The following is an 18,940-nucleotide window of genomic DNA, read 5'->3' on the forward strand; positions in this document are numbered from 1 at the left end:
ACATTTCGGAATCCTGAGATGTCTTTTTTTTGAAGTGGAAATAGCGTATTTTTGTCAATAAAACTCAGCATAATGGAAAATATTTTTGATGCTAAAGTTGCACAGAATTATATTGACAGGATCAACCAACTAACAGCGGAAACCCAGCGAAAATGGGGATCTATGAGCGTTGATCAGATGTTGGCGCATTGCAATGTGGCATACGAAACCATTTATGAACCTCAGAGGCATCAGAAGCCAAAACCGTTTACAGCTTTATTATTAAAATGGTTTGTAAAACCCGGAGTTGTCAGCGAAAAAGCGTATAGACAAAGTATTCCCACACCACCGATGTTCGTCATCAGATCCGGGAAAAATTTTGAAGACGAAAAAAAGAGGCTGATTGGTTATATTCAGAAAACGCAGCAATTGGGAAGTGAAGCTTTCGATGGAAAACCATCTCATTCATTCGGGAAACTCAGTGCAAAACAATGGAATAATATGCTGGCAAAACACCTGAATCATCATCTGGCGCAGTTTGGAGTTTAATTTTAATTTTTCTGAATTAATTCTTTCTCATAAAAATAGTTTTTATTTCAGTCGAAACGGTTTTCCATAAACTTTTGATCTTAACCTATATCAATGTGTGTTTTCGTTCAGAGCTGTACCTTTGTCCTTAAAATCACACGATATGAAAACAACACTTCATAAATCCCAAACCAGAGGTTACGCCGATCACGGTTGGCTGAAAAGCCATCACACCTTCAGTTTTGCCAATTATTACAACCCGGAACGAATGAATTTTGGCGTTCTCCGCGTATTGAATGATGATACCGTCGCTTCCGGAATGGGTTTCGGAACGCATCCACACCGGGATATGGAAATTATTTCTATTCCACTGGAAGGCGATTTGGAACACAAAGATTCACTCGGAACTTCGGCTGTGATTCGCAAAGGAGAAATTCAGGTAATGAGTGCCGGAACCGGTGTTATGCACAGCGAATACAACAAAAATAAAGATGAGAAGGTGAAATTTCTTCAAATCTGGATTGTTCCTAACAAGAAAAATGTAACGCCTCGCTATGATCAGATTGACATTGAAAAAGAGAAGAAAATTAATGATTTTCAGCAAATCCTTTCACCCAATCCTGAGGATGAAGGCGTTTGGATTCATCAGGATGCTTGGTTTCATATGGCCCGTTTTGAAAAAGAATTCAGTAAAACCTATTCGTTGAAGAAAAACGGAAACGGTGTCTATGTTTTTGTCCTTTCCGGAAGAGTCAGAGTTGGAGATATCGAACTTTCCGCCAGAGATGGATTAGGCATAGAAGAGGTCAACAGTTTTACGCTGGAAGCTTTGGAAAAATCCGAAATACTTTTGATGGAAGTACCGATGGAATTGTAAAAAATATACACTACATTTAATTTTAAACTTTGCCAAAACCCCAAACTTTGGCAAAGTTGTATTTAATTTTATTTTATGAAAATATTGGCTTTTGCGGGAAGCAACTCGGAGGTTTCCATCAATAAAAAATTAGTCACTTTTGCGGCTTCTTTTTTTTCGGAATATGAAGTAGAAATCATTGATTTGAACCATTTCGAAATGCCCATTTACAAAAATGAAAGAGAAATAGAGAGCGGAATTCCGCAGTTGGCATTTGATTTTGCAGAAAAAATAGACGAATCAGATCTTCTTTTGATTTCCTTGGCCGAACACAACGGAAGTTATTCTACAGCTTTTAAGAATATTTACGATTGGGTTTCCAGAATAAAAGGCAGAAAAGCATACGGCGGAAAACCTGTATTTCTTATGGCTGCTGCGCCGGGAAGAAGAGGCGGGGCGAGTGTTCTGGCTGCAGCTACAGCACGCTTTCCTTTTGATGGTGCCACGATTTTGGAAACATTTTCGTTGCCTTTTTTTAATGAAAATTTCAGTGAAAAAGATGGAATTTTAAACGAAGAAAAACGCGCCGAATTACAAGCAAAGTCTGCAACAGTACTCCAACATTTTCAGTGATTAAGCGAGAATTCTAAGTCAGTTTCTAATAGCTGCGATCAGTTTTTTTCCACCTAAAAAAACAGGAACCATCAACAATCCTGCGATCGTTCCGAACAGAAGTTGTTTTATCATTTCATTCCAATTCGGTAGAAGGTCATGCAGGAATTTGATATTATGGTCAAAAATACCGCCGGAAACCAACAATAAAGCAATGGTTCCGATAACGGCTAAAGATTTGATAACGATAGGCAGGGCTTTCACAAGGATTTCACCCAGCGTGTTCAGAAATCCTTTATTACCGGATTTCTGCATTAGTCTATATCCCGCATCATCCATACGCACAATCAGCGCAACAATTCCGTAAACCCCAACGGTAGCAATAATGGCAACAATAGAAACCGTGATGATTTGAATGGTCAACGGTTGATTTAAAACAGCTCCCAAAGCGATAATAACGATTTCAATTGAAAGAATAAAATCGGTGAGTACCGCAGATTTTATTTTCGCTTTTTCAGCAGCTTCATCATTTTTTATTTCGGCAACAACTTCTTGCCCTTTTTTGTCGCGGTGAAAAAGAAATTCAATAATTTTTTCCACACCTTCAAAAGCCAGATAAAAACCACCCAAAACCAGAATAATCGTGATGGCAGGAGGATACAAAGCCTGAAGCAGAAACGCTACAGGAACGATGATGAGTTTGTTGATAAATGAACCTTTCATAATGGCTATCAATACAGGGATTTCCCTCGACGATAAAAAACCGGTAGCTTTTTCTGCATTCACAGCCAGATCATCACCCAAAATTCCCGCTGTTTTTCGGGTTGCCAGTTTAGCAGTAACTGCTACATCATCCATCAACGCAGCAATATCATCTAGTACAGCAAAAATTCCTGAGGCCATATCAATTTATTTTTATGGGACAAAAGTAATTATTTCACAATTGATTTTCTAAAAAACCTACAGCTATCGTGATATTGATTTTTAAGTATGTTAAAAATGTTGTAATTTCGCAGAACAAATTTTGTGAAAGTTGAAAATGCAGAAATTACATTCTCCCAAAGCGTTTTTCCAACCAAATGGAAACGTAATTTACGCTGAAAAATAATGAAAAAGCCGACGGTTAGAAATACTGTCGGCTTTTTTCTTTCCGTTAGGAATCAAATTCTTTCCTGAACGAAAAAGAATAAAAAAATTTGAAATAAATCTGAAAGAAAATGAGCAATACGTACAAATCCGCCGGCGTGGATAAGCAAGAAGGATACAAAACGGTGGACAAAATAAAATCTGCCGTAGCGGAAACCCATAATAGAAATGTTCTGAATAACCTGGGAAGTTTTGGCGCATTCTATGAAATTGCCGGTTATAAAAATCCGGTTTTGGTGTCCGGAACCGATGGAGTAGGAACCAAACTGAAAGTGGCTTTGGATACCAAAAATTACGATTCTATCGGGATCGACTGTTTCGCCATGTGTGCCAACGATATCGTTTGTCACGGTGCAAAACCTCTTTTCTTTTTAGATTATCTGGCTTGCGGAAAACTGGATGCCGATATTGCTGCAGAAATTGTCATGGGAATGGTGAAGGCCTGCAAAGACAACGAATGTGCGCTTATTGGTGGTGAAACTGCCGAAATGCCGGGAATGTACCAGCCCGGAGATTATGATGTAGCAGGTTTCTGCGTTGGAATTGTGGAAAAAGATGAAGTGATTGACGGTTCTAAAATTAAAAAAGGCGATAAAATTATTGCTTTGCCCAGCTCAGGCTTCCACAGCAACGGATTTTCTTTGGTGAGAAAAATTTTCCCCAATTTTAATGAAGAGTTTGAAGGAAAACCGATTCACGAAACGCTTTTAATTCCTACCAAACTGTATTATCAGGACATCAAAAAACTGATGGAAAACATTGAAGTCAGCGGAATCGCCCACATTACAGGCGGCGGGCTGATCGAAAATGTTCCGCGAATTATTCCGGAAGGACTTTCTGCAAAGATCACAGAATATGATATTAAAGTTCCGAATATTATGCTTGAATTGGAAAAACGCGGAAATATCGACCGTATGGAAATGTACGGCACGTTCAATATGGGCGTTGGAATGACGGTGGTAATCGATGCAAAATTCGTTGATCAGGTTCGTAAGTTAATTCCTGACGCGTATCTCATCGGAGAAATCGTGGAAGGTGATGAAAAAATTCAGTTAGTTTAATTCTAAAACTATTGGGATTTCCATCGGTTTAATATGAAGAAAATTGTTGTTTTGATTAGTGGTTCGGGAACCAATCTTCAGCGGATTATCGACTGTATCCAAAGCGGTGAAATTACGGATGCCCAGATATCCCTCGTTGTTGCAGATCGCGAATGTTACGGGCTTCAGCGTGCGAAAGATGCAGGAATTCCAAACCGGATGATCAAGCGTGGATCTTCGTTTTCTGAAAATCTAGAAAAATTAATTCCCGAAAATACAGATCTCATTGTTCTTGCGGGATTTTTGTCCATTTTAAGTGACCGGTTTTGTGAAAAATTTCAGGGAAAAATCATCAATATTCATCCGGCATTGCTGCCAAAATTTGGTGGTTTCGGTATGTGGGGAATGAATGTTCATCAGGCTGTTCTGGAAGCGGGAGAGAAGGAAAGTGGCGCCTCAGTTCATTATGTGACGTCTGGAATAGATGAAGGCGAAATTATTCTTCAGGGAAAAGTACATGTTGATGAAAATGATACCGCGGAAACTCTCGCTGCCAGAGTTCATCAGGTGGAATATGAGATTTTTCCGAAAGCGATAATTAAAGTGTTGGGAATTCCCCTCTAAAAAGAGGGGTGTCCGCCTTAGCGGACGGGGTGTGTACTCAGAAATAATATGGATAAACATCGACATAATGAAAAAGCTACCATTAACTCATATCGATGGAATTGAAATATTTCGAAGAAAGATTGATGTATTACCCAAAAATAAAGATCTTTTGTCAAAAGCAAGAAGTCTGCGCAAAGGATATGTGTTGTCAGAAGTGATTTTTTGGAAACAAGTAAGAAACGGATCATTCCATCAAATAGATTTTGATAGGCAGCGAATTATTGGAAATTATATAGTAGATTTTTACATAAAATCATTAGGTGTCATCATTGAAATAGATGGATCAAGCCACGATTTTAAGGAAAATTATGATGATGGAAGAGAACAATATTTAGAATCTCTGAATTTAGTGGTTTATAAAATTTCAGATTACAGAGTTAAACATGATTTATTAAATGTGATGAAAGAACTTAAAGAGTTTATCATGAAGAATTTTTCATCATCAGTCTAACACCCCGCCTGCGGCACCCCTCTTTCAAAAGAGGGGAATCACACAAACAATAATTTATAAAAAGTAAAAATAAAATGTCGAAGAAAAGAGCATTGATCAGTGTTTCCGATAAAAACGGATTAACTGATTTCGCTAAGTTTTTAGAAAGAAACAATTACGAACTTATCTCTACGGGAGGAACTTTTAAACATCTGAAAGAAGCCGGACTGCATCCAATCCAGATTGACGAAGTAACCAACTTTCCGGAAATGCTGGACGGAAGAGTAAAAACGCTTCATCCGAAAGTTCACGGAGGCCTTTTGGCAGTGCGTTCCAATGAAGAACACATGAAAACCGTTCAGGAGCATGAAATTGGTTTGATCGATATGGTGATCGTGAATCTGTACCCATTTTTTGAAAATGTTAATAAAGATATCTCGTTGGAAGAAAAAGTAGAGTTTATCGATATTGGCGGGCCTTCCATATTGCGTTCAGCAGCTAAAAACTTTGACAGCGTTACAGTAATTACCGACGTGGAAGATTACGAAAAAGTGCAAAAAGAAATGGCTGAAAATGGCGATACTGTTTTAGAAACCAGAAAAAAGCTGGCCGGAAAAGTGTTCAACCTTACTTCAGCTTACGATGCTGCGATTTCGAGAATGCTTTTAGACGAAGAATTCCCAACCTATCTGAATGCATCCTATAAAAAAGTTGCTGATCTGAGATATGGGGAAAACCCTCATCAAAAGGCAGCGTATTACGTTTCGACTTTTGAAAACGGAGCGATGAAGGATTTTGAACAGTTGGGCGGTAAAGAATTGTCTTTCAATAATCTCCGAGATATGGATTTATGTTGGAAAGTTGTTCAGGAATTTAAAAGTGAAATGGCTTGTTGCGCTGTGAAGCATTCGACACCTTGTGGCGTTGCCATCGGAACAACAGCTTTGGAAACTTACAAAAAGACTTTTGAATGCGATCCGGTTTCCATTTTTGGCGGAATCGTCGCCATGAATTATAAAGTGGATGCGGGAACAGCAGAAGAATTGAACAAATCATTTCTGGAGATCGTTATGGCGCCGGATTTCGACGAGGACTCATTAGAAATTCTGAACCAAAAGAAAAATTTAAGAGTTATTAAAATCAAAAATTCCGTTTCAGACCAACATACCTGGGTAAAAACGGATGGTGGAATGCTGGTTCAGGACAATGATTCACAATTTTCAGAAGATATAAAAGTGGTAACGGAAATAAAACCTACTACTGAACAGGAAAAAGCACTACTTTTTGCGCAGAGAGTAGTAAAATATGTAAAATCCAATGCCATCGTGGTTTCCAACGGAATTCAGGCTTTGGGAATCGGTGGCGGTCAGGTCAACAGGATTTGGGCTACACAACAGGCGATAGAGCGAGCAAAGCAGAAATTCAGCGGTGATCTGGTTTTGGCTTCCGATGCGTTTTTCCCTTTCCGGGATGTCGTAGATTTCTGCGCACAGCAAGGAATTAAAGCCATCATACAACCAGGCGGCAGCATGAAAGATCAGGATTCGGTGGATGCAGCCAATGAACATCAGATTCCGATGCTGATGACCGGAATGCGCCATTTTCTGCATTGATTTTGCTGAAAAGGCCATGTTGAGAAACAAACTCTTCTTGTTATTCGCTTCATAAATCATTAAATTTGTACATTAAATATCAAAAGAACATCATGAGAATATTGATCATAGGAAATGGTGGCAGGGAAGCCGCTTTCGGGAAAAAACTCGCAGAAGACAGCAGAGTTACCCAACTGTATTTTGCCAAAGGCAATGCCACTACGGAGAAATTGGGAAGAAATATTTCACTTACAGACAACCAGGAACTGGTAAATTTTGCCATTGATGAAGCAATAGATCTTACCATTGTAGGGCCAGAAGCATTTCTGGTAAGTGGAATTGTGGACGATTTCCGAAAAGCTGGTTTAAGGATTTTTGGTCCTGAAAAGAAAGTAGCGAAACTGGAAGGAAGTAAAGCGTATTCAAAAAAATTCATGCAGGAATACGGAGTGAAAACTGCCGAAGCCAATATTTTCACCTCTTACGTGGAAGCCAGAAATTTCCTTGAAAAACAGAAATTTCCTTTGATTATCAAAGCTTCCGGGCTTGCACAAGGAAAAGGAGTGGTTCTCGCCAATAATAAAGATGAGGCCATGAAAACCATTCATGATTTCATGATTGCCAAAATTTACGGAGATGCCGGAATAGAAGTGGTTATCGAAGAATATTTGAGAGGATTTGAAGCATCCATTATTTGTTTTTCCAATGGGAAAGAACTCTATCCTTGCATTGCTGCAAAAGATTATAAAAAAGCTGGAAATGGCAACAAAGGTTCCAATACCGGCGGAATGGGAAGTGTGGCACCGAGCCCGGAATTCTCGGAAAAACATTTTGAGGATTTCAGAACCAATATTCTTGAACCAACGGTCAACGGGTTGAAAGATCAGTATTTAATGTTCAGAGGATTTATCTTTTTCGGACTGATGGTGACGGACAAAGGCTGCCATTTGCTGGAATATAATATGCGTTCCGGCGATCCTGAAACGCAGGTGATTCTTCCGCTTCTGGAAAACAATCTCTTAGATACAATCAATAATTGTATTGACGGTAATGATATTGAATTGAAATTTAAAGATGAAAAAGCGGTTTGTTTGGTAATGGCTTCTGGTGGTTATCCCGGAAAATATGATACCGGTTTTGAAATTCGAAATCTAGACAAAACAGAAGATGTAACCGTTTATTTGTCAGGAGCTTCCACTAAGGCGGGCACGGTTTATACAACTGGTGGGCGAGTAGTGAATCTTGTGGCAACAGCTTCAACTTTCGGTGAAGCCCGTGAAAAGGTGTATGCTGCCGCTAATATTATCCATTTCGACTACGCATTTTACAGAGAAGATATCGCAGATTTTTAAATCGATGAAAGCGTGTATCATGCACGCTTTTATTTTTTTCAATGCTGTTTTACATCTGACGGCAATTTTCAGCAATAGTATTTATTTAACTTATAATTTATAAAAAAGTATGACCAATGGTATAGTGATATTGGATTTTGGTTCGCAATACAATCAGCTCATCGGGCGCAGAATTCGGGAAATGGAAGTGTATTCCGAAATTGTCCCGTACAATACTCCTTTGGAAGAAATTCTCTCCAAAAAACCTGCAGGAATTATTTTATCCGGAGGACCCAGTTCTGTGAATGCAGCGGATGCCCATCTTGTGGATCGGAAACTTTTTGATGCCGGAATTCCTATTTTAGGCATTTGTTACGGAATGCAGCTCACCGCACATCTTCTTGGCGGAAAAGTAACCAAAGGACACAAAGGCGAGTATGGGAAATCCGAGCTTGAAATCTTGCGAAGTAATCCTTTGCTGACTGGGGTTTCCAGAAAATCTAAAGTATGGATGAGCCATTTCGATGAAGTTGAAGAAGTTCCGGAAGGATTTGAGGTTTCTGCAAAAAGCGGTGTTATCGCAGCCATGGCCAATGAGAAAAAAAATATTTTCACCCTCCAGTTTCACCCTGAAGTAACGCATACGGAAGAAGGAATAAAGATTCTTGAAAACTTTGTCCATAACATTTGTAAGGCTGAAAAAAACTGGAAACTTGCTGGCTATATAGAAAGAACTATTGCAGAAATACGCGAAAAAGTGGGTGATGAGAAAGTGATTTTGGGCCTTTCAGGCGGTGTGGATTCTTCGGTTGCAGCCGTGCTTATTCATAAAGCTATTGGCGATCAACTAACCTGTATTTTCGTAGACACCGGACTTCTGAGAAAGGATGAAGGCCGGAAAGTAATGGAAAACTACGGCGAACATTTCCACATGAAAATTGATATGGTGGACGCATCCGAAAGATTCCTCAGCAAATTGAAAGGAATTTCTGATCCTGAGGAAAAAAGAAAGGCCATCGGAAATGAATTTATTGCTGTTTTTGATGAAGAATCCCACAAGTTTGAGGGTGCTAAATTTCTGGCTCAGGGAACCATTTATCCGGATGTTATCGAAAGCCAGTCCGTGAAAGGACCTTCTGCAGTAATTAAATCCCATCACAACGTAGGCGGACTTCCGGAAAACATGAAAATGAAACTGCTGGAACCGTTGCGTGAACTTTTTAAAGATGAAGTGAGAAAAGTAGGAGAGGAACTGGGTATTCCGCATCATTTAGTGTACCGTCATCCTTTTCCGGGTCCTGGTTTAGGAATCAGGATATTAGGCGAAGTGGATGCTGAGAAAGTCAAAATTCTCCAAGAAGCAGATGATATTTTCATAGAAGAACTCTATAAAAATAATTTATACGAAAAGGTTTCTCAGGCTTTTGTGGTGTTGCTTCCCGTGAAATCGGTAGGAGTGATGGGCGATGAAAGAACGTATGAATATACAGCGGTGGTGCGTTCCGCAAATACTATCGATTTTATGACAGCAGAATTCAGTAAGCTGCCTTGGGAATTTCTGGAGCATGTTTCCAGCAGAATTATCAATGAAGTACGCGGTATCAACAGGGTTGCCTATGATATTTCCAGCAAACCACCTGCAACGATAGAATGGGAATAAAGATAACAGAGAGATCTAATTAAAAATAAAGCCGCTTCATTCGTGAAACGGCTTTTATTTTTATTGAAAATAAAATTATTGGGTAATGGCTCTGCCGATCACCAGTCTCTGGATTTCAGAGGTGCCTTCTCCGATAGTACACAATTTACTGTCGCGGTAATATTTCTCTGCAGGAAAATCCTTGGTATATCCATAACCACCGAAGATCTGCACTGCATTATTGGCAATTCTCACACAAGCTTCCGAAGCATATAGTTTGGCCATAGCACCTTCTTTTGTCATTTTTTCTTTCGCATTTTTCAGCGTAGAAGCTCTTTGAATCAGAAGTTCAGCAGCGTCAATTTCTGTTGCCATATCCGCCAGCATAAAGTTAATCGCCTGAAAACTGGAAATTGATTTTCCAAACTGATGTCTTTCCTGAGCATATTTCAAAGCAGCCTTGTAGGCACCACGAGCAATTCCCAGAGAAAGTGCCGCGATGGAGATTCTACCTCCGTCCAGAATTTTCATGGCTTGTTTAAAACCTTCCCCTACTTCGCCGAGTCGGTGGCTGTCCGGAACCCTCACCTGATCAAAAATAAGTTCAGCTGTTTCCGAAGCTCTCATCCCCAGTTTATTCTCCTTTTTTCCGGATGTAAAACCAGGCATTCCTTTTTCGAGGACAAATGCTGTAGAATTATTTTTTGCGCCTTTCTCTGCTGTGCGGGTCATTACCACAGCAATATCACCGGAAATAGCATGAGTAATGAAGTTTTTTGCTCCGTTGATGATCCAATCATTTCCTTCTCTCACCGCGGTGGTACTCATACCTCCGGAATCTGAACCGGTATTATGTTCTGTAAGTCCCCATGCTCCGATCACCTGACCGGATGCTAGTTTTGGAAGCCACTTCTTTCTTTGCTCTTCATTTCCGAACTCATAGATGTGGTTGGTACACAGGGAATTGTGTGCTGCGAGGGAAAGACCGATAGAAGGATCTACCTGAGAAATTTCGTCTAATATCGCAACATATTCGTGATATCCAAGTCCGGAACCTCCATACTTTTCTGGTATCACTATGCCCATAAAGCCCATTTCACCCAGTTTATGAAAAAGTTCGACAGGAAAAGTTTGGCTTTCATCCCAATCCATAATGTGAGGACGGATATTTTTCTCGGCAAAATCTTTTGCCGTATCGGCAATCATCTTAATATCGTGGTTCATAAATTTTGTTTGCCCAAAGATAGAGAAAATGAAAAGATTATGAAAAAGGAATTTGATCAGTATGGAGATTATAATGAATGCAAAATATTATCTCGGCTGTAATTATGTTTCACAAAAACAAGCTATTTTTTGTTCGACAAATGAATAGTAATTGTTAAATCAGTTTTATTGTCGTCTTTATTTTCGTTGTCATTATCGTCTTCTTTATTTCGGGAACAGAGATATATCTAAACCACTCAATAATAAACCGATTATACCCAGACAACATCCTGTCGTGAGGAATATGCCAAAGATGTCCTGAAGGATTTCTATAATTTTTAAAAATTTTAAATCATTTAAATATTCCTAAAATAAATACTGAAATGCATCCTACTGCGGAAAGTACACAGAATCCGAGCGGAATATGCAACAGCAAATGAAGCCAAAAATTCCATTCCCTTGCTGCTGTTGCGAGATAAAAGAAACCAATGGTAAGAAAAACCAAAACGAGAAAAGTAATGAACAATCCTTTTACTTCTGATCTTTTCAACCTGAAAGGCTCCTTCTCATCAGCAGGTTTTTTTTTGCCTTGCAAACTGAAATAAATTGCCAAAAGTAATGTGTCGTTCATCGTTCGAATATAAAAATAATCTCTTAGTCAATCCAAAATAATACGATCTGACGGAATTTTCTTACTTATTTGTTCCAATATTTTTTAAACTCAGTTGCTCACCTTTACATTTTCCAAACACGCTTTGATTCTTTTCATTGCTTCCCGAAGTTCTTTTTCAGATGCCGCATAAGAAAAACGGATGCATTCCGGGCTTCCGAATGACACGCCTCCTACGCTCCCAACGTGCGCCTGATCCAGCAGAAACATGGCGAAATCATCGGAGTCATTGATTTTCACTCCGTTCAATGTTTTTCCAAGATAAAAGGAAATGTCCGGGAAAAAATAAAAAGCAGATTTGGGCAAAAGAACTTTGAAACCGGGAATTTCACGGATCAGTTCATAAACTATATCTCTTCTTTTTTTAAATTCGTCAATCATATAACGAAATTCAGAAGGATCTGTTTTCAATCCGGTCACCGAAGCTTTTTGAGCCACAGTATTGGCACCGCTCGTCATTTGACCCTGAATTTTTTCGCACGCTTTGGCCAGCCATTCAGGGCATGCTGAGTAACCAATTCTCCATCCTGTCATCGCAAAACCTTTAGACATTCCATTGATGACGGCCACTTGCTCGTAAATTTCCGGAAAAGCGGCGATGGATTTTGTCGTCGTTTCATAATTGATAAATTCATAAATCTCGTCTGAAATCACTGTAATCTGCGGATGTTTCGCTATCACTTCAGCCAAAGATTTTAGTTCGTTGTAAGTATAATAACTTCCGGACGGATTGCAGGGTGAACTGTAAAGCAGCGCTTTGGTTCGGGGCGTGATGGCTTCTTCCAGCTGTTCGGCAGTCATTTTAAAATCATTATAGAAAGAAGTTTTTACAAAAACTGAAGTGCCGCCCATCATTTTCACCATTTCATCGTAACTCACCCAATAGGGAACAGGAAGAATTACCTCATCACCATCGTTGATAATCGCAGCCAAAACATTCAGTATGGCTTGTTTGGCACCGTTGGAAACGCAAATCTGATTGGGCTGATAACGAAGTCCGTTGTCTCTTTTCAGTTTCTCACAGATGGCTTCTCTCAGTTCTAAAAAACCTGACACCGGAGAATAATGGCTAAAGTTCTGATGAATGGCTTCTATCGCGGAAGTTTTGATGGGTTCCGGAACATCGAAATCCGGTTCGCCCAAGGTTAGGCTGATAACATCAAGTCCCTGTGAGCGCATTTCGCGCGCTTTATTGCTCATAACGAAAGTCTGCGAATATCCTAAGCGTTGGAGGCGGTCTGATAATTTGTTCATAACATTCTTGGTAAACGAACAAAGATACTATTTTGATCAAAATATTTGGGATTCCACCTTAGGAAAAGTACTTTTGCAATAATATATTACGATGTCAACAGCACTTATTTTAAAATATTTTCCTGAACTTTCAGATCTTCAAAAAGAACAATTTGCCCGATTAGAAAACGTCTATCGGGAATGGAATGAGAAGATCAATGTTATCTCCCGCAAGGATATGGATTCTTTATATGAAAAGCATATTCTTCATTCGTTGGGAATTGCCAAAGTAATGGCATTCGAACCAGGCACGAAGGTTCTGGATGTGGGAACAGGAGGTGGTTTTCCCGGAATTCCGCTGGCCATTTTATTTCCGGAAGCTCATTTTACCCTGATTGACTCAATTGGTAAAAAAATCACTGTGGTAAAAGCCGTTTCAGAAGAAATTGGACTTCAGAATATAGAAGCCGTTCATGGCAGAGCTGAACAGTTGAAACAGAAGTTTCATTTTGTGGTAAGCCGCGCAGTCACACAAATGCCGGAGTTTCTGCGTTGGATGAAAGGAAAGTTTGAAAAGGAACAATTTAATTCCCGACACAATGGCGTTCTGTATTTGAAAGGCGGAGATCTTGCTGCCGAACTCGCGGGATTACGGTGTGAGATCTTTCAGTTGAAACATTTCTTCGAGGAGGAATTTTTTGAAACCAAAAAAGTAGTATATTTATCAAAAGGAAATTTTCATTCTTAGTTTTTCAGCACAGCCGTTTCATCAATGAAGTTTTTAAATAAAATCATTACCGAACTATTAGCTGAACACCCTGATTTATCAGGGTTTACTATTGTTATTCCCGGTAAAAGGCCTGCGGTTTTTATTAAAAAAATACTGGCTGAAAAACAATATTCCGGTTTTCTGCCCACCTTTTGTACGATTGAAGAATTGATCGCCGAAATCTCCGGAAAGCAACCTGTTCAGGGCATTGCACTTTGGCTAATGGCTTATGATTCCTATCAGCAGCTTGATTTATCGCCAAAAGATGATTTTGCTTCTTTTCTGAAATGGTTTCCCACAGTACAGAAGGATTGGGATGATATGCTGAAATTCTCAGACGATGATCGGGCGATCTTGGAATTTATGTTTGATGAAGAACGGATCAAAAACTGGGCGCAAAATCTGGGCGAGGAAACGGAAGAGGTTCCCCGGAAAAAATTCCTGAATTTTTGGAAGAATATGAATGTTTTTCTTCCATTTTTAAAAAAACAATTGCAGGCCAAAAATCTCGCTACCGCAGGAATGATTCATGAAGCGGCAAGAAATCAGATAAATTCCTTCGCTGATCAATATAAGAACCGGCTCGTGTTCTGTGGTTTTAATGCTTTTACTCCCGTGGAAGAGCAGTTGGTTCGGCAGTTTCTGCAACGGGACAAAGCTCAGATTTATTTTCACGGAGACCGTTATTATACCGAAGACGAACGGCAGGAAGCCGGAATATTTTTGAGAAAATACCAAACCTGGAAAGAGTTCAATAAAAGCAGAAAATTCCGATGGATTGAAGATGATTTTTCGAAACCGAAACAAATTAAAGTGTATGAAGTTTCCGGAAATGTGAGCCAAGCGCAGTTACTCCCGAATATTCTGAATTCTATGCAGAATGTTTCAGGAACCGAACTTTCGGATACCGCCGTGGTTTTGTTGGACGAACATCTGCTGCCTGCCGCGCTGGATTCATTGAGCACCGTGGAACAGCTGAATATCACTATGGGTTTCCCACTGAAAAACATGGCATTCAGCAATGCGGTAAAGCATTTTTTCCATCTGCAGAAACAACTTGCAAAAAGACCAAATTCATATTATTATAACGATGTGCTGCCGATTCTGGAAGAGCTTCCTAATACTTCGGAAGAGCTAAAAACGGTGGCGAGATTCAAATCATTAATTGAAGAACGCAATATTGTCTATTTTTCTGAAGCATTTTTAAGGTCTGCGTTGGATTCACTTTCTTATTTTCCTTTACTCATCAAGGCTGAGAGCAGTGATCTTTTTTTGAAGCAGATTTATAATTTCTGTTACGAATTGAAGTTCAGAGAACTGGATGATCTTCAATTTGAAAATATCGCTCATTTTGAAAAGACTTTTAAAATCATCAAAAATCAGACGGCATCCTATCAGTTTGATATCACCATTGAAACCTTAGAAGTATTGGTGAATCAGGTTATTTCATCTGAAACTATAGATTTTCAGGGCGAACCTTTGCAAGGATTACAGTTGATGGGACTTTTGGAAACCCGACTTTTGAATTTTAAAAATGTGATTATGCTTTCCGTAAATGAAGGAAAACTGCCGCTCGGAAATACCCAAAATACTTATCTTCCTTATGATGTCCGGCAGCATTTCGGTCTGCACACTTTTCTTGAAAACGACAGCATTTATGCTTATCATTTTTACCGTTTGATTCAGGAATCGGATTCGGTACATCTGCTCTTCAATGCGCTGAGTTCCGGAGTGAATACAGGCGAAAAAAGCCGCTTCATTACGCAACTGGAATTTGAAGTCCAGTTTCATAGCATTGAACATACAATAATTGAAAATTTATCTGCTTCTGTTGAAGCGCAGCCAATAGAAATAGAAAAAACAGCAAAAGTAATGGAGCGCCTTCGCGAATGGAAAAAACGCGTTTCCGCTACCCATCTCACCAGTTATCTTTACAATCCGATTGATTTTTATCTAAATAAAGTATTGGAAACCCGAGCTGTGAATGAAATTGAGGAGCAGCTTTCGGTTAAAAATTATGGTAATTTAGTTCATTATGCGCTACAGATTATTTATGACACCATAACAGAAAAAGTGCTGACATCCGAAGATTTGAATATTTCTGATGATAGAATAAACGAAGCGATGAATCAGTCCATTGCTCAGCTCAAACATCAACCGGAATTTTATGAAAGAGGGATTAATTTTATTCATAAATCCATTGCCGAAAGAGTTGTGAAAAATATTATTTCCTACGACCGGAATCTTCTGCTGGAAGGACATTCGCTGAAAATTATCGCCTTGGAAAGAAAGTTTGAAGAGGTAGATTTTTATCTGGATGAAGCGCGATTGGAAAAAGTTTCGTTTTATGGATTCATCGATAGGATTGATGAACTGGACGGAGTTCTGAGAGTCATTGATTATAAAACAGCGAAAACCAAAGACCTGACGCTTAGCATTGATGAGAAAAATATCGATGAATATCTGATGAATGATTTAAAAAAACAAGCACTTCAGCTTTGCATTTATCAGTATGTGTTGGGACAGCTTCCTGAATTTGCCGGTAAATATACAGAAACCGCAATCTGGAGTCTCACGGAAGTGAACAAAGGTGCTGTTAGCCTTCAATTTACGAAAGGAAACTTGGAGGATGCGATGGTGAGTATCAGGAATCTTATTCTGGAAATTCTAAATCCTGAAGTTCCGTTTACAGAGAAAATAAGGCCGGTTTTCGACTAATCTAAAAAATACAAACAGGAATTAACAGCATTTTTATATCAATATTAATTAACGTAAATTTACAGCATAATAGATTTTGTATGAAGAAAATTCAGATGGTTGATTTGCAGAGTCAGTACTATAAAATAAAGCCAGATGTGGATAATGCAATGCTGAGTGTGATGCAATCTGCGGCTTTTATCAACGGCCCGGAAGTTAAAAGTTTTCAGCAGGAATTGGAAACTTATCTTGATGTACCCCATATCATTCCGTGCGGAAACGGAACCGATGCACTTCAAATCGCCCTGATGGCGCTAGACCTGAAAGAAGGAGATGAAGTGATCACAGCGGATTTTACATTCGCTGCTACCGTAGAAGTCATTCATTTGTTAAAATTAAAAGCCGTTTTAGTAGATGTTGATTATGACACTTTCACGATCGATACTGAGAAACTGAAAGCAGCTATTACACCGAAAACCAAAGCCATCATTCCCGTTCATCTTTTCGGTCAGTGTGCGCCAATGGAAGAAATTCTGAAAATCGCAAAAACCCATAATTTATACGTAATAGAAGACAACGCTCAGGCAATAGGTGCCGATTATACGTTCTCTGACGGTTCTGTGAAAAAATCCGGAACCATGGGAACCATCGGAACAACTTCTTTTTTTCCCTCGAAAAACTTGGGCTGTTACGGAGACGGCGGCGCAATTTTCACTCATGATGATCACTTGGCGCATAAAATCCGCGGTATTGTAAATCATGGAATGTATGAACGCTATTATCACGATGAAGTCGGAGTGAACTCTCGCTTGGACAGTCTTCAGGCGACGGTCTTGAGAAAAAAACTTCCGCTTTTGGATTCGTATAATGAAGCTCGAAGAAAAGCTGCAGACTTTTACGATGAAGCACTTTCAGGGCATCCTCAGATTTTAATTCCTAAAAGAGCTGAAAACTCTACTCATGTATTTCATCAGTATACACTCAGGATTTTGAACGGAAAAAGAAATGCTCTTCGTGATTTTCTGGCAGAAAAAGAAATTCCAGCCATGATTTATTATCCTGTGGCACTTCGCAAGCAGAAAGCCTATTATCAGGAAAGCAACGACGAAGATTTCAAAAATACGGACCAGCTTCTGGAAGAGGTTATTTCTCTTCCGATGCACACTGAACTGGATGATGAACAACTGAAGTACATCAGCGATGCAGTTCTCGAATTTATGAATATGGAATCTTAAACAAATAAATCTTCGATAAGAAATATTTCAATTATTATTTAAAACGATAATAAATTTCAAACAATTTATCATAAATTTTGTGTTGATTGTTGTTTAATCCACAAATTATTATTAGTTTTGAATATGTGTCTTCTTAGACTTTTCCAAATGGCGATAAAATAGAAGTACATTTTTTTTTCAATTTTTTTTATTTTTTTTGGAGTGCCTGACCCCGTTTAGGCACTGCTTTTTTTGTAGATTTGTGAAAATTAATTTCTATGGCAATATTGGTAACCGGAGGATTGGGCTACATAGGTTCTCACACCGTAGTGGAACTTTTGAATAATGGATTTGAAGTCGTTATCGTGGATGATCTTTCCAATTCTGAACGGTTTATTCTGGACAATATCAAGGAGATTTCCGGAAAATCACCGGTTTTTTACCCTTTTGATTTGAAAAGAAGAGCACTCCTGAACCAGGTTTTGGATGCACATTCCATAGAAGGATGTATCAATTTTGCGGCTTTCAAAGCCGTAGGAGAGAGTCAGGAGAAACCTGTAGATTATTACGAAAACAATCTTTTTACCCTAATCAATCTGCTTCAGGAATTTAAAGAAAGAAATATTTCCAACTTTATTTTCAGTTCATCTTGCACCGTTTACGGACAGGCAGATGAGATGCCCATTGATGAAAACACCCCGATGAAACGTCCCGAAAGCAGCTATGGGAAAACCAAACAAATGGGAGAGGAAATGCTGATGGACTTTGCTAATGCTCATCAGAAAAGAGTTTCTTTGCTCCGGTATTTTAATCCCATTGGCGCACATTCATCCGCGAAATTGGGAGAACTTCCCATTGGAGTTCCCAATAATCTGGTGCCGTATGTAACGCAAACTGGTGCCGGAATCAGGGAAAAACTTTCCATTTGGGGCGCAGATTATCCCACGCCCGACGGAACAGCAATCCGAGATTATATTTATGTAGTGGATCTGGCCAAAGCTCATGTTGCTGCATTAAAAAAACTGCTTTCCGAAAAAAACGAAATGGTAATTGATATTTATAATCTTGGAACAGGAAAAGGATCATCGGTTCTGGAAGTGGTGCATGCTTTTGAAAAAGCCAATAATGTAAAAGTTCCTTACCAGATTTGTGGTAGAAGAGCAGGCGATATTACCATTGCTTATGCCAATGCGGACAAAGCAGAACGGGAATTGAACTGGAAAGCAAATACTTCGCTGGAAGAAGCACTGAGAACCACTTGGGAATGGCAGAAATATCTGGAATCCCGGAAAGTTCACTAAAATGGATAAACCGATTTAAATCAAAAATAACTAA

Annotated in this window: 17 protein-coding genes; 13 read left to right on the forward strand and 4 right to left on the reverse strand. The window is 39.2% G+C overall.

Going from position 1 to position 18,940, the window contains the following annotated elements; all coding sequences use genetic code 11:
- Window positions 1–72 precede the first annotated feature (72 nt).
- From DQ356_RS08135 to DQ356_RS08145, 3 genes are all read left to right on the forward strand, one after another.
- On the forward strand, window positions 73–528 hold the full coding sequence (locus DQ356_RS08135; protein ID WP_114303980.1) for a DUF1569 domain-containing protein: 456 nt from the start codon (window positions 73–75) through the stop codon (window positions 526–528).
- A gap of 142 nt (window positions 529–670) precedes the next feature.
- On the forward strand, window positions 671–1,384 hold the full coding sequence (locus tag DQ356_RS08140) for a pirin family protein (protein ID WP_114303981.1): 714 nt from the start codon (window positions 671–673) through the stop codon (window positions 1,382–1,384).
- 75 nt (window positions 1,385–1,459) lie between these two features.
- Entirely contained in the window at window positions 1,460–1,996 is a 537-nt protein-coding gene (locus tag DQ356_RS08145; protein ID WP_114303982.1) for an NADPH-dependent FMN reductase, read from the forward strand.
- A gap of 18 nt (window positions 1,997–2,014) precedes the next feature.
- Here the strand turns inward: DQ356_RS08145 and DQ356_RS08150 are convergent, their stop codons facing one another.
- Window positions 2,015–2,878: a DUF808 family protein gene (locus tag DQ356_RS08150; protein WP_114303983.1), complete on the reverse strand. Its 864-nt coding sequence runs from the start codon at window positions 2,876–2,878 to the stop codon at window positions 2,015–2,017.
- 314 nt (window positions 2,879–3,192) lie between these two features.
- Here DQ356_RS08150 and purM point away from each other — a divergent pair, with 314 nt between their 5' ends.
- From purM to guaA, 6 genes are all read left to right on the forward strand, one after another.
- Window positions 3,193–4,182 carry a phosphoribosylformylglycinamidine cyclo-ligase gene (gene purM / locus DQ356_RS08155; RefSeq protein ID WP_114303984.1) on the forward strand — a complete coding sequence of 330 codons (990 nt, stop codon included), beginning with the start codon at window positions 3,193–3,195 and terminating at the stop codon, window positions 4,180–4,182.
- A gap of 33 nt (window positions 4,183–4,215) precedes the next feature.
- Window positions 4,216–4,785 (forward strand): phosphoribosylglycinamide formyltransferase, encoded by a 570-nt coding sequence (purN, locus tag DQ356_RS08160; RefSeq protein ID WP_114303985.1) that lies wholly within the window; start codon window positions 4,216–4,218, stop codon window positions 4,783–4,785.
- Between the two features lie 67 nt (window positions 4,786–4,852).
- Window positions 4,853–5,278, forward strand: a complete 426-nt coding sequence (locus tag DQ356_RS08165) for an endonuclease domain-containing protein (RefSeq protein ID WP_114303986.1) — start codon at window positions 4,853–4,855, stop codon at window positions 5,276–5,278.
- Window positions 5,279–5,352: 74 nt separating this feature from the next.
- Window positions 5,353–6,870 (forward strand): bifunctional phosphoribosylaminoimidazolecarboxamide formyltransferase/IMP cyclohydrolase, encoded by a 1,518-nt coding sequence (gene purH / locus DQ356_RS08170; protein ID WP_114303987.1) that lies wholly within the window; start codon window positions 5,353–5,355, stop codon window positions 6,868–6,870.
- A gap of 92 nt (window positions 6,871–6,962) precedes the next feature.
- Window positions 6,963–8,201 (forward strand): phosphoribosylamine--glycine ligase, encoded by a 1,239-nt coding sequence (gene purD / locus DQ356_RS08175; protein ID WP_114303988.1) that lies wholly within the window; start codon window positions 6,963–6,965, stop codon window positions 8,199–8,201.
- Between the two features lie 109 nt (window positions 8,202–8,310).
- Entirely contained in the window at window positions 8,311–9,840 is a 1,530-nt protein-coding gene (guaA, locus tag DQ356_RS08180; protein ID WP_114303989.1) for a glutamine-hydrolyzing GMP synthase, read from the forward strand.
- A 75-nt stretch (window positions 9,841–9,915) separates the two neighbouring features.
- Here guaA and DQ356_RS08185 read toward each other — a convergent pair whose 3' ends face one another.
- From DQ356_RS08185 to DQ356_RS08195, 3 genes are all read right to left on the reverse strand, one after another.
- Window positions 9,916–11,043: an acyl-CoA dehydrogenase family protein gene (locus DQ356_RS08185; protein ID WP_114303990.1), complete on the reverse strand. Its 1,128-nt coding sequence runs from the start codon at window positions 11,041–11,043 to the stop codon at window positions 9,916–9,918.
- Between the two features lie 331 nt (window positions 11,044–11,374).
- On the reverse strand, window positions 11,375–11,653 hold the full coding sequence (locus DQ356_RS08190; protein WP_114303991.1) for a hypothetical protein: 279 nt from the start codon (window positions 11,651–11,653) through the stop codon (window positions 11,375–11,377).
- 90 nt (window positions 11,654–11,743) lie between these two features.
- The gene (locus DQ356_RS08195) at window positions 11,744–12,946 is read right to left on the reverse strand and encodes a pyridoxal phosphate-dependent aminotransferase (RefSeq protein WP_114303992.1); all 1,203 of its coding nucleotides are present in this window, start codon (window positions 12,944–12,946) and stop codon (window positions 11,744–11,746) included.
- Window positions 12,947–13,037: 91 nt separating this feature from the next.
- On the opposite strand from DQ356_RS08195, the gene rsmG reads away from it, so the two are divergent.
- From rsmG to galE, 4 genes are all read left to right on the forward strand, one after another.
- Window positions 13,038–13,673: a 16S rRNA (guanine(527)-N(7))-methyltransferase RsmG gene (gene rsmG, locus DQ356_RS08200; RefSeq protein ID WP_114303993.1), complete on the forward strand. Its 636-nt coding sequence runs from the start codon at window positions 13,038–13,040 to the stop codon at window positions 13,671–13,673.
- A 24-nt stretch (window positions 13,674–13,697) separates the two neighbouring features.
- Window positions 13,698–16,412: a PD-(D/E)XK nuclease family protein gene (locus DQ356_RS08205; RefSeq protein ID WP_114303994.1), complete on the forward strand. Its 2,715-nt coding sequence runs from the start codon at window positions 13,698–13,700 to the stop codon at window positions 16,410–16,412.
- A gap of 80 nt (window positions 16,413–16,492) precedes the next feature.
- Entirely contained in the window at window positions 16,493–17,626 is a 1,134-nt protein-coding gene (locus DQ356_RS08210; protein WP_114303995.1) for a DegT/DnrJ/EryC1/StrS family aminotransferase, read from the forward strand.
- 257 nt (window positions 17,627–17,883) lie between these two features.
- A complete protein-coding gene (gene galE, locus DQ356_RS08215; RefSeq protein WP_114303996.1) occupies window positions 17,884–18,906 on the forward strand; it encodes a UDP-glucose 4-epimerase GalE in 1,023 nt (340 codons plus the stop codon).
- Window positions 18,907–18,940: the final 34 nt, after the last annotated feature.

Source organism: Chryseobacterium lacus (assembly GCF_003336205.1).
In the GTDB taxonomy this organism is placed as follows: domain Bacteria; phylum Bacteroidota; class Bacteroidia; order Flavobacteriales; family Weeksellaceae; genus Chryseobacterium_A; species Chryseobacterium_A lacus.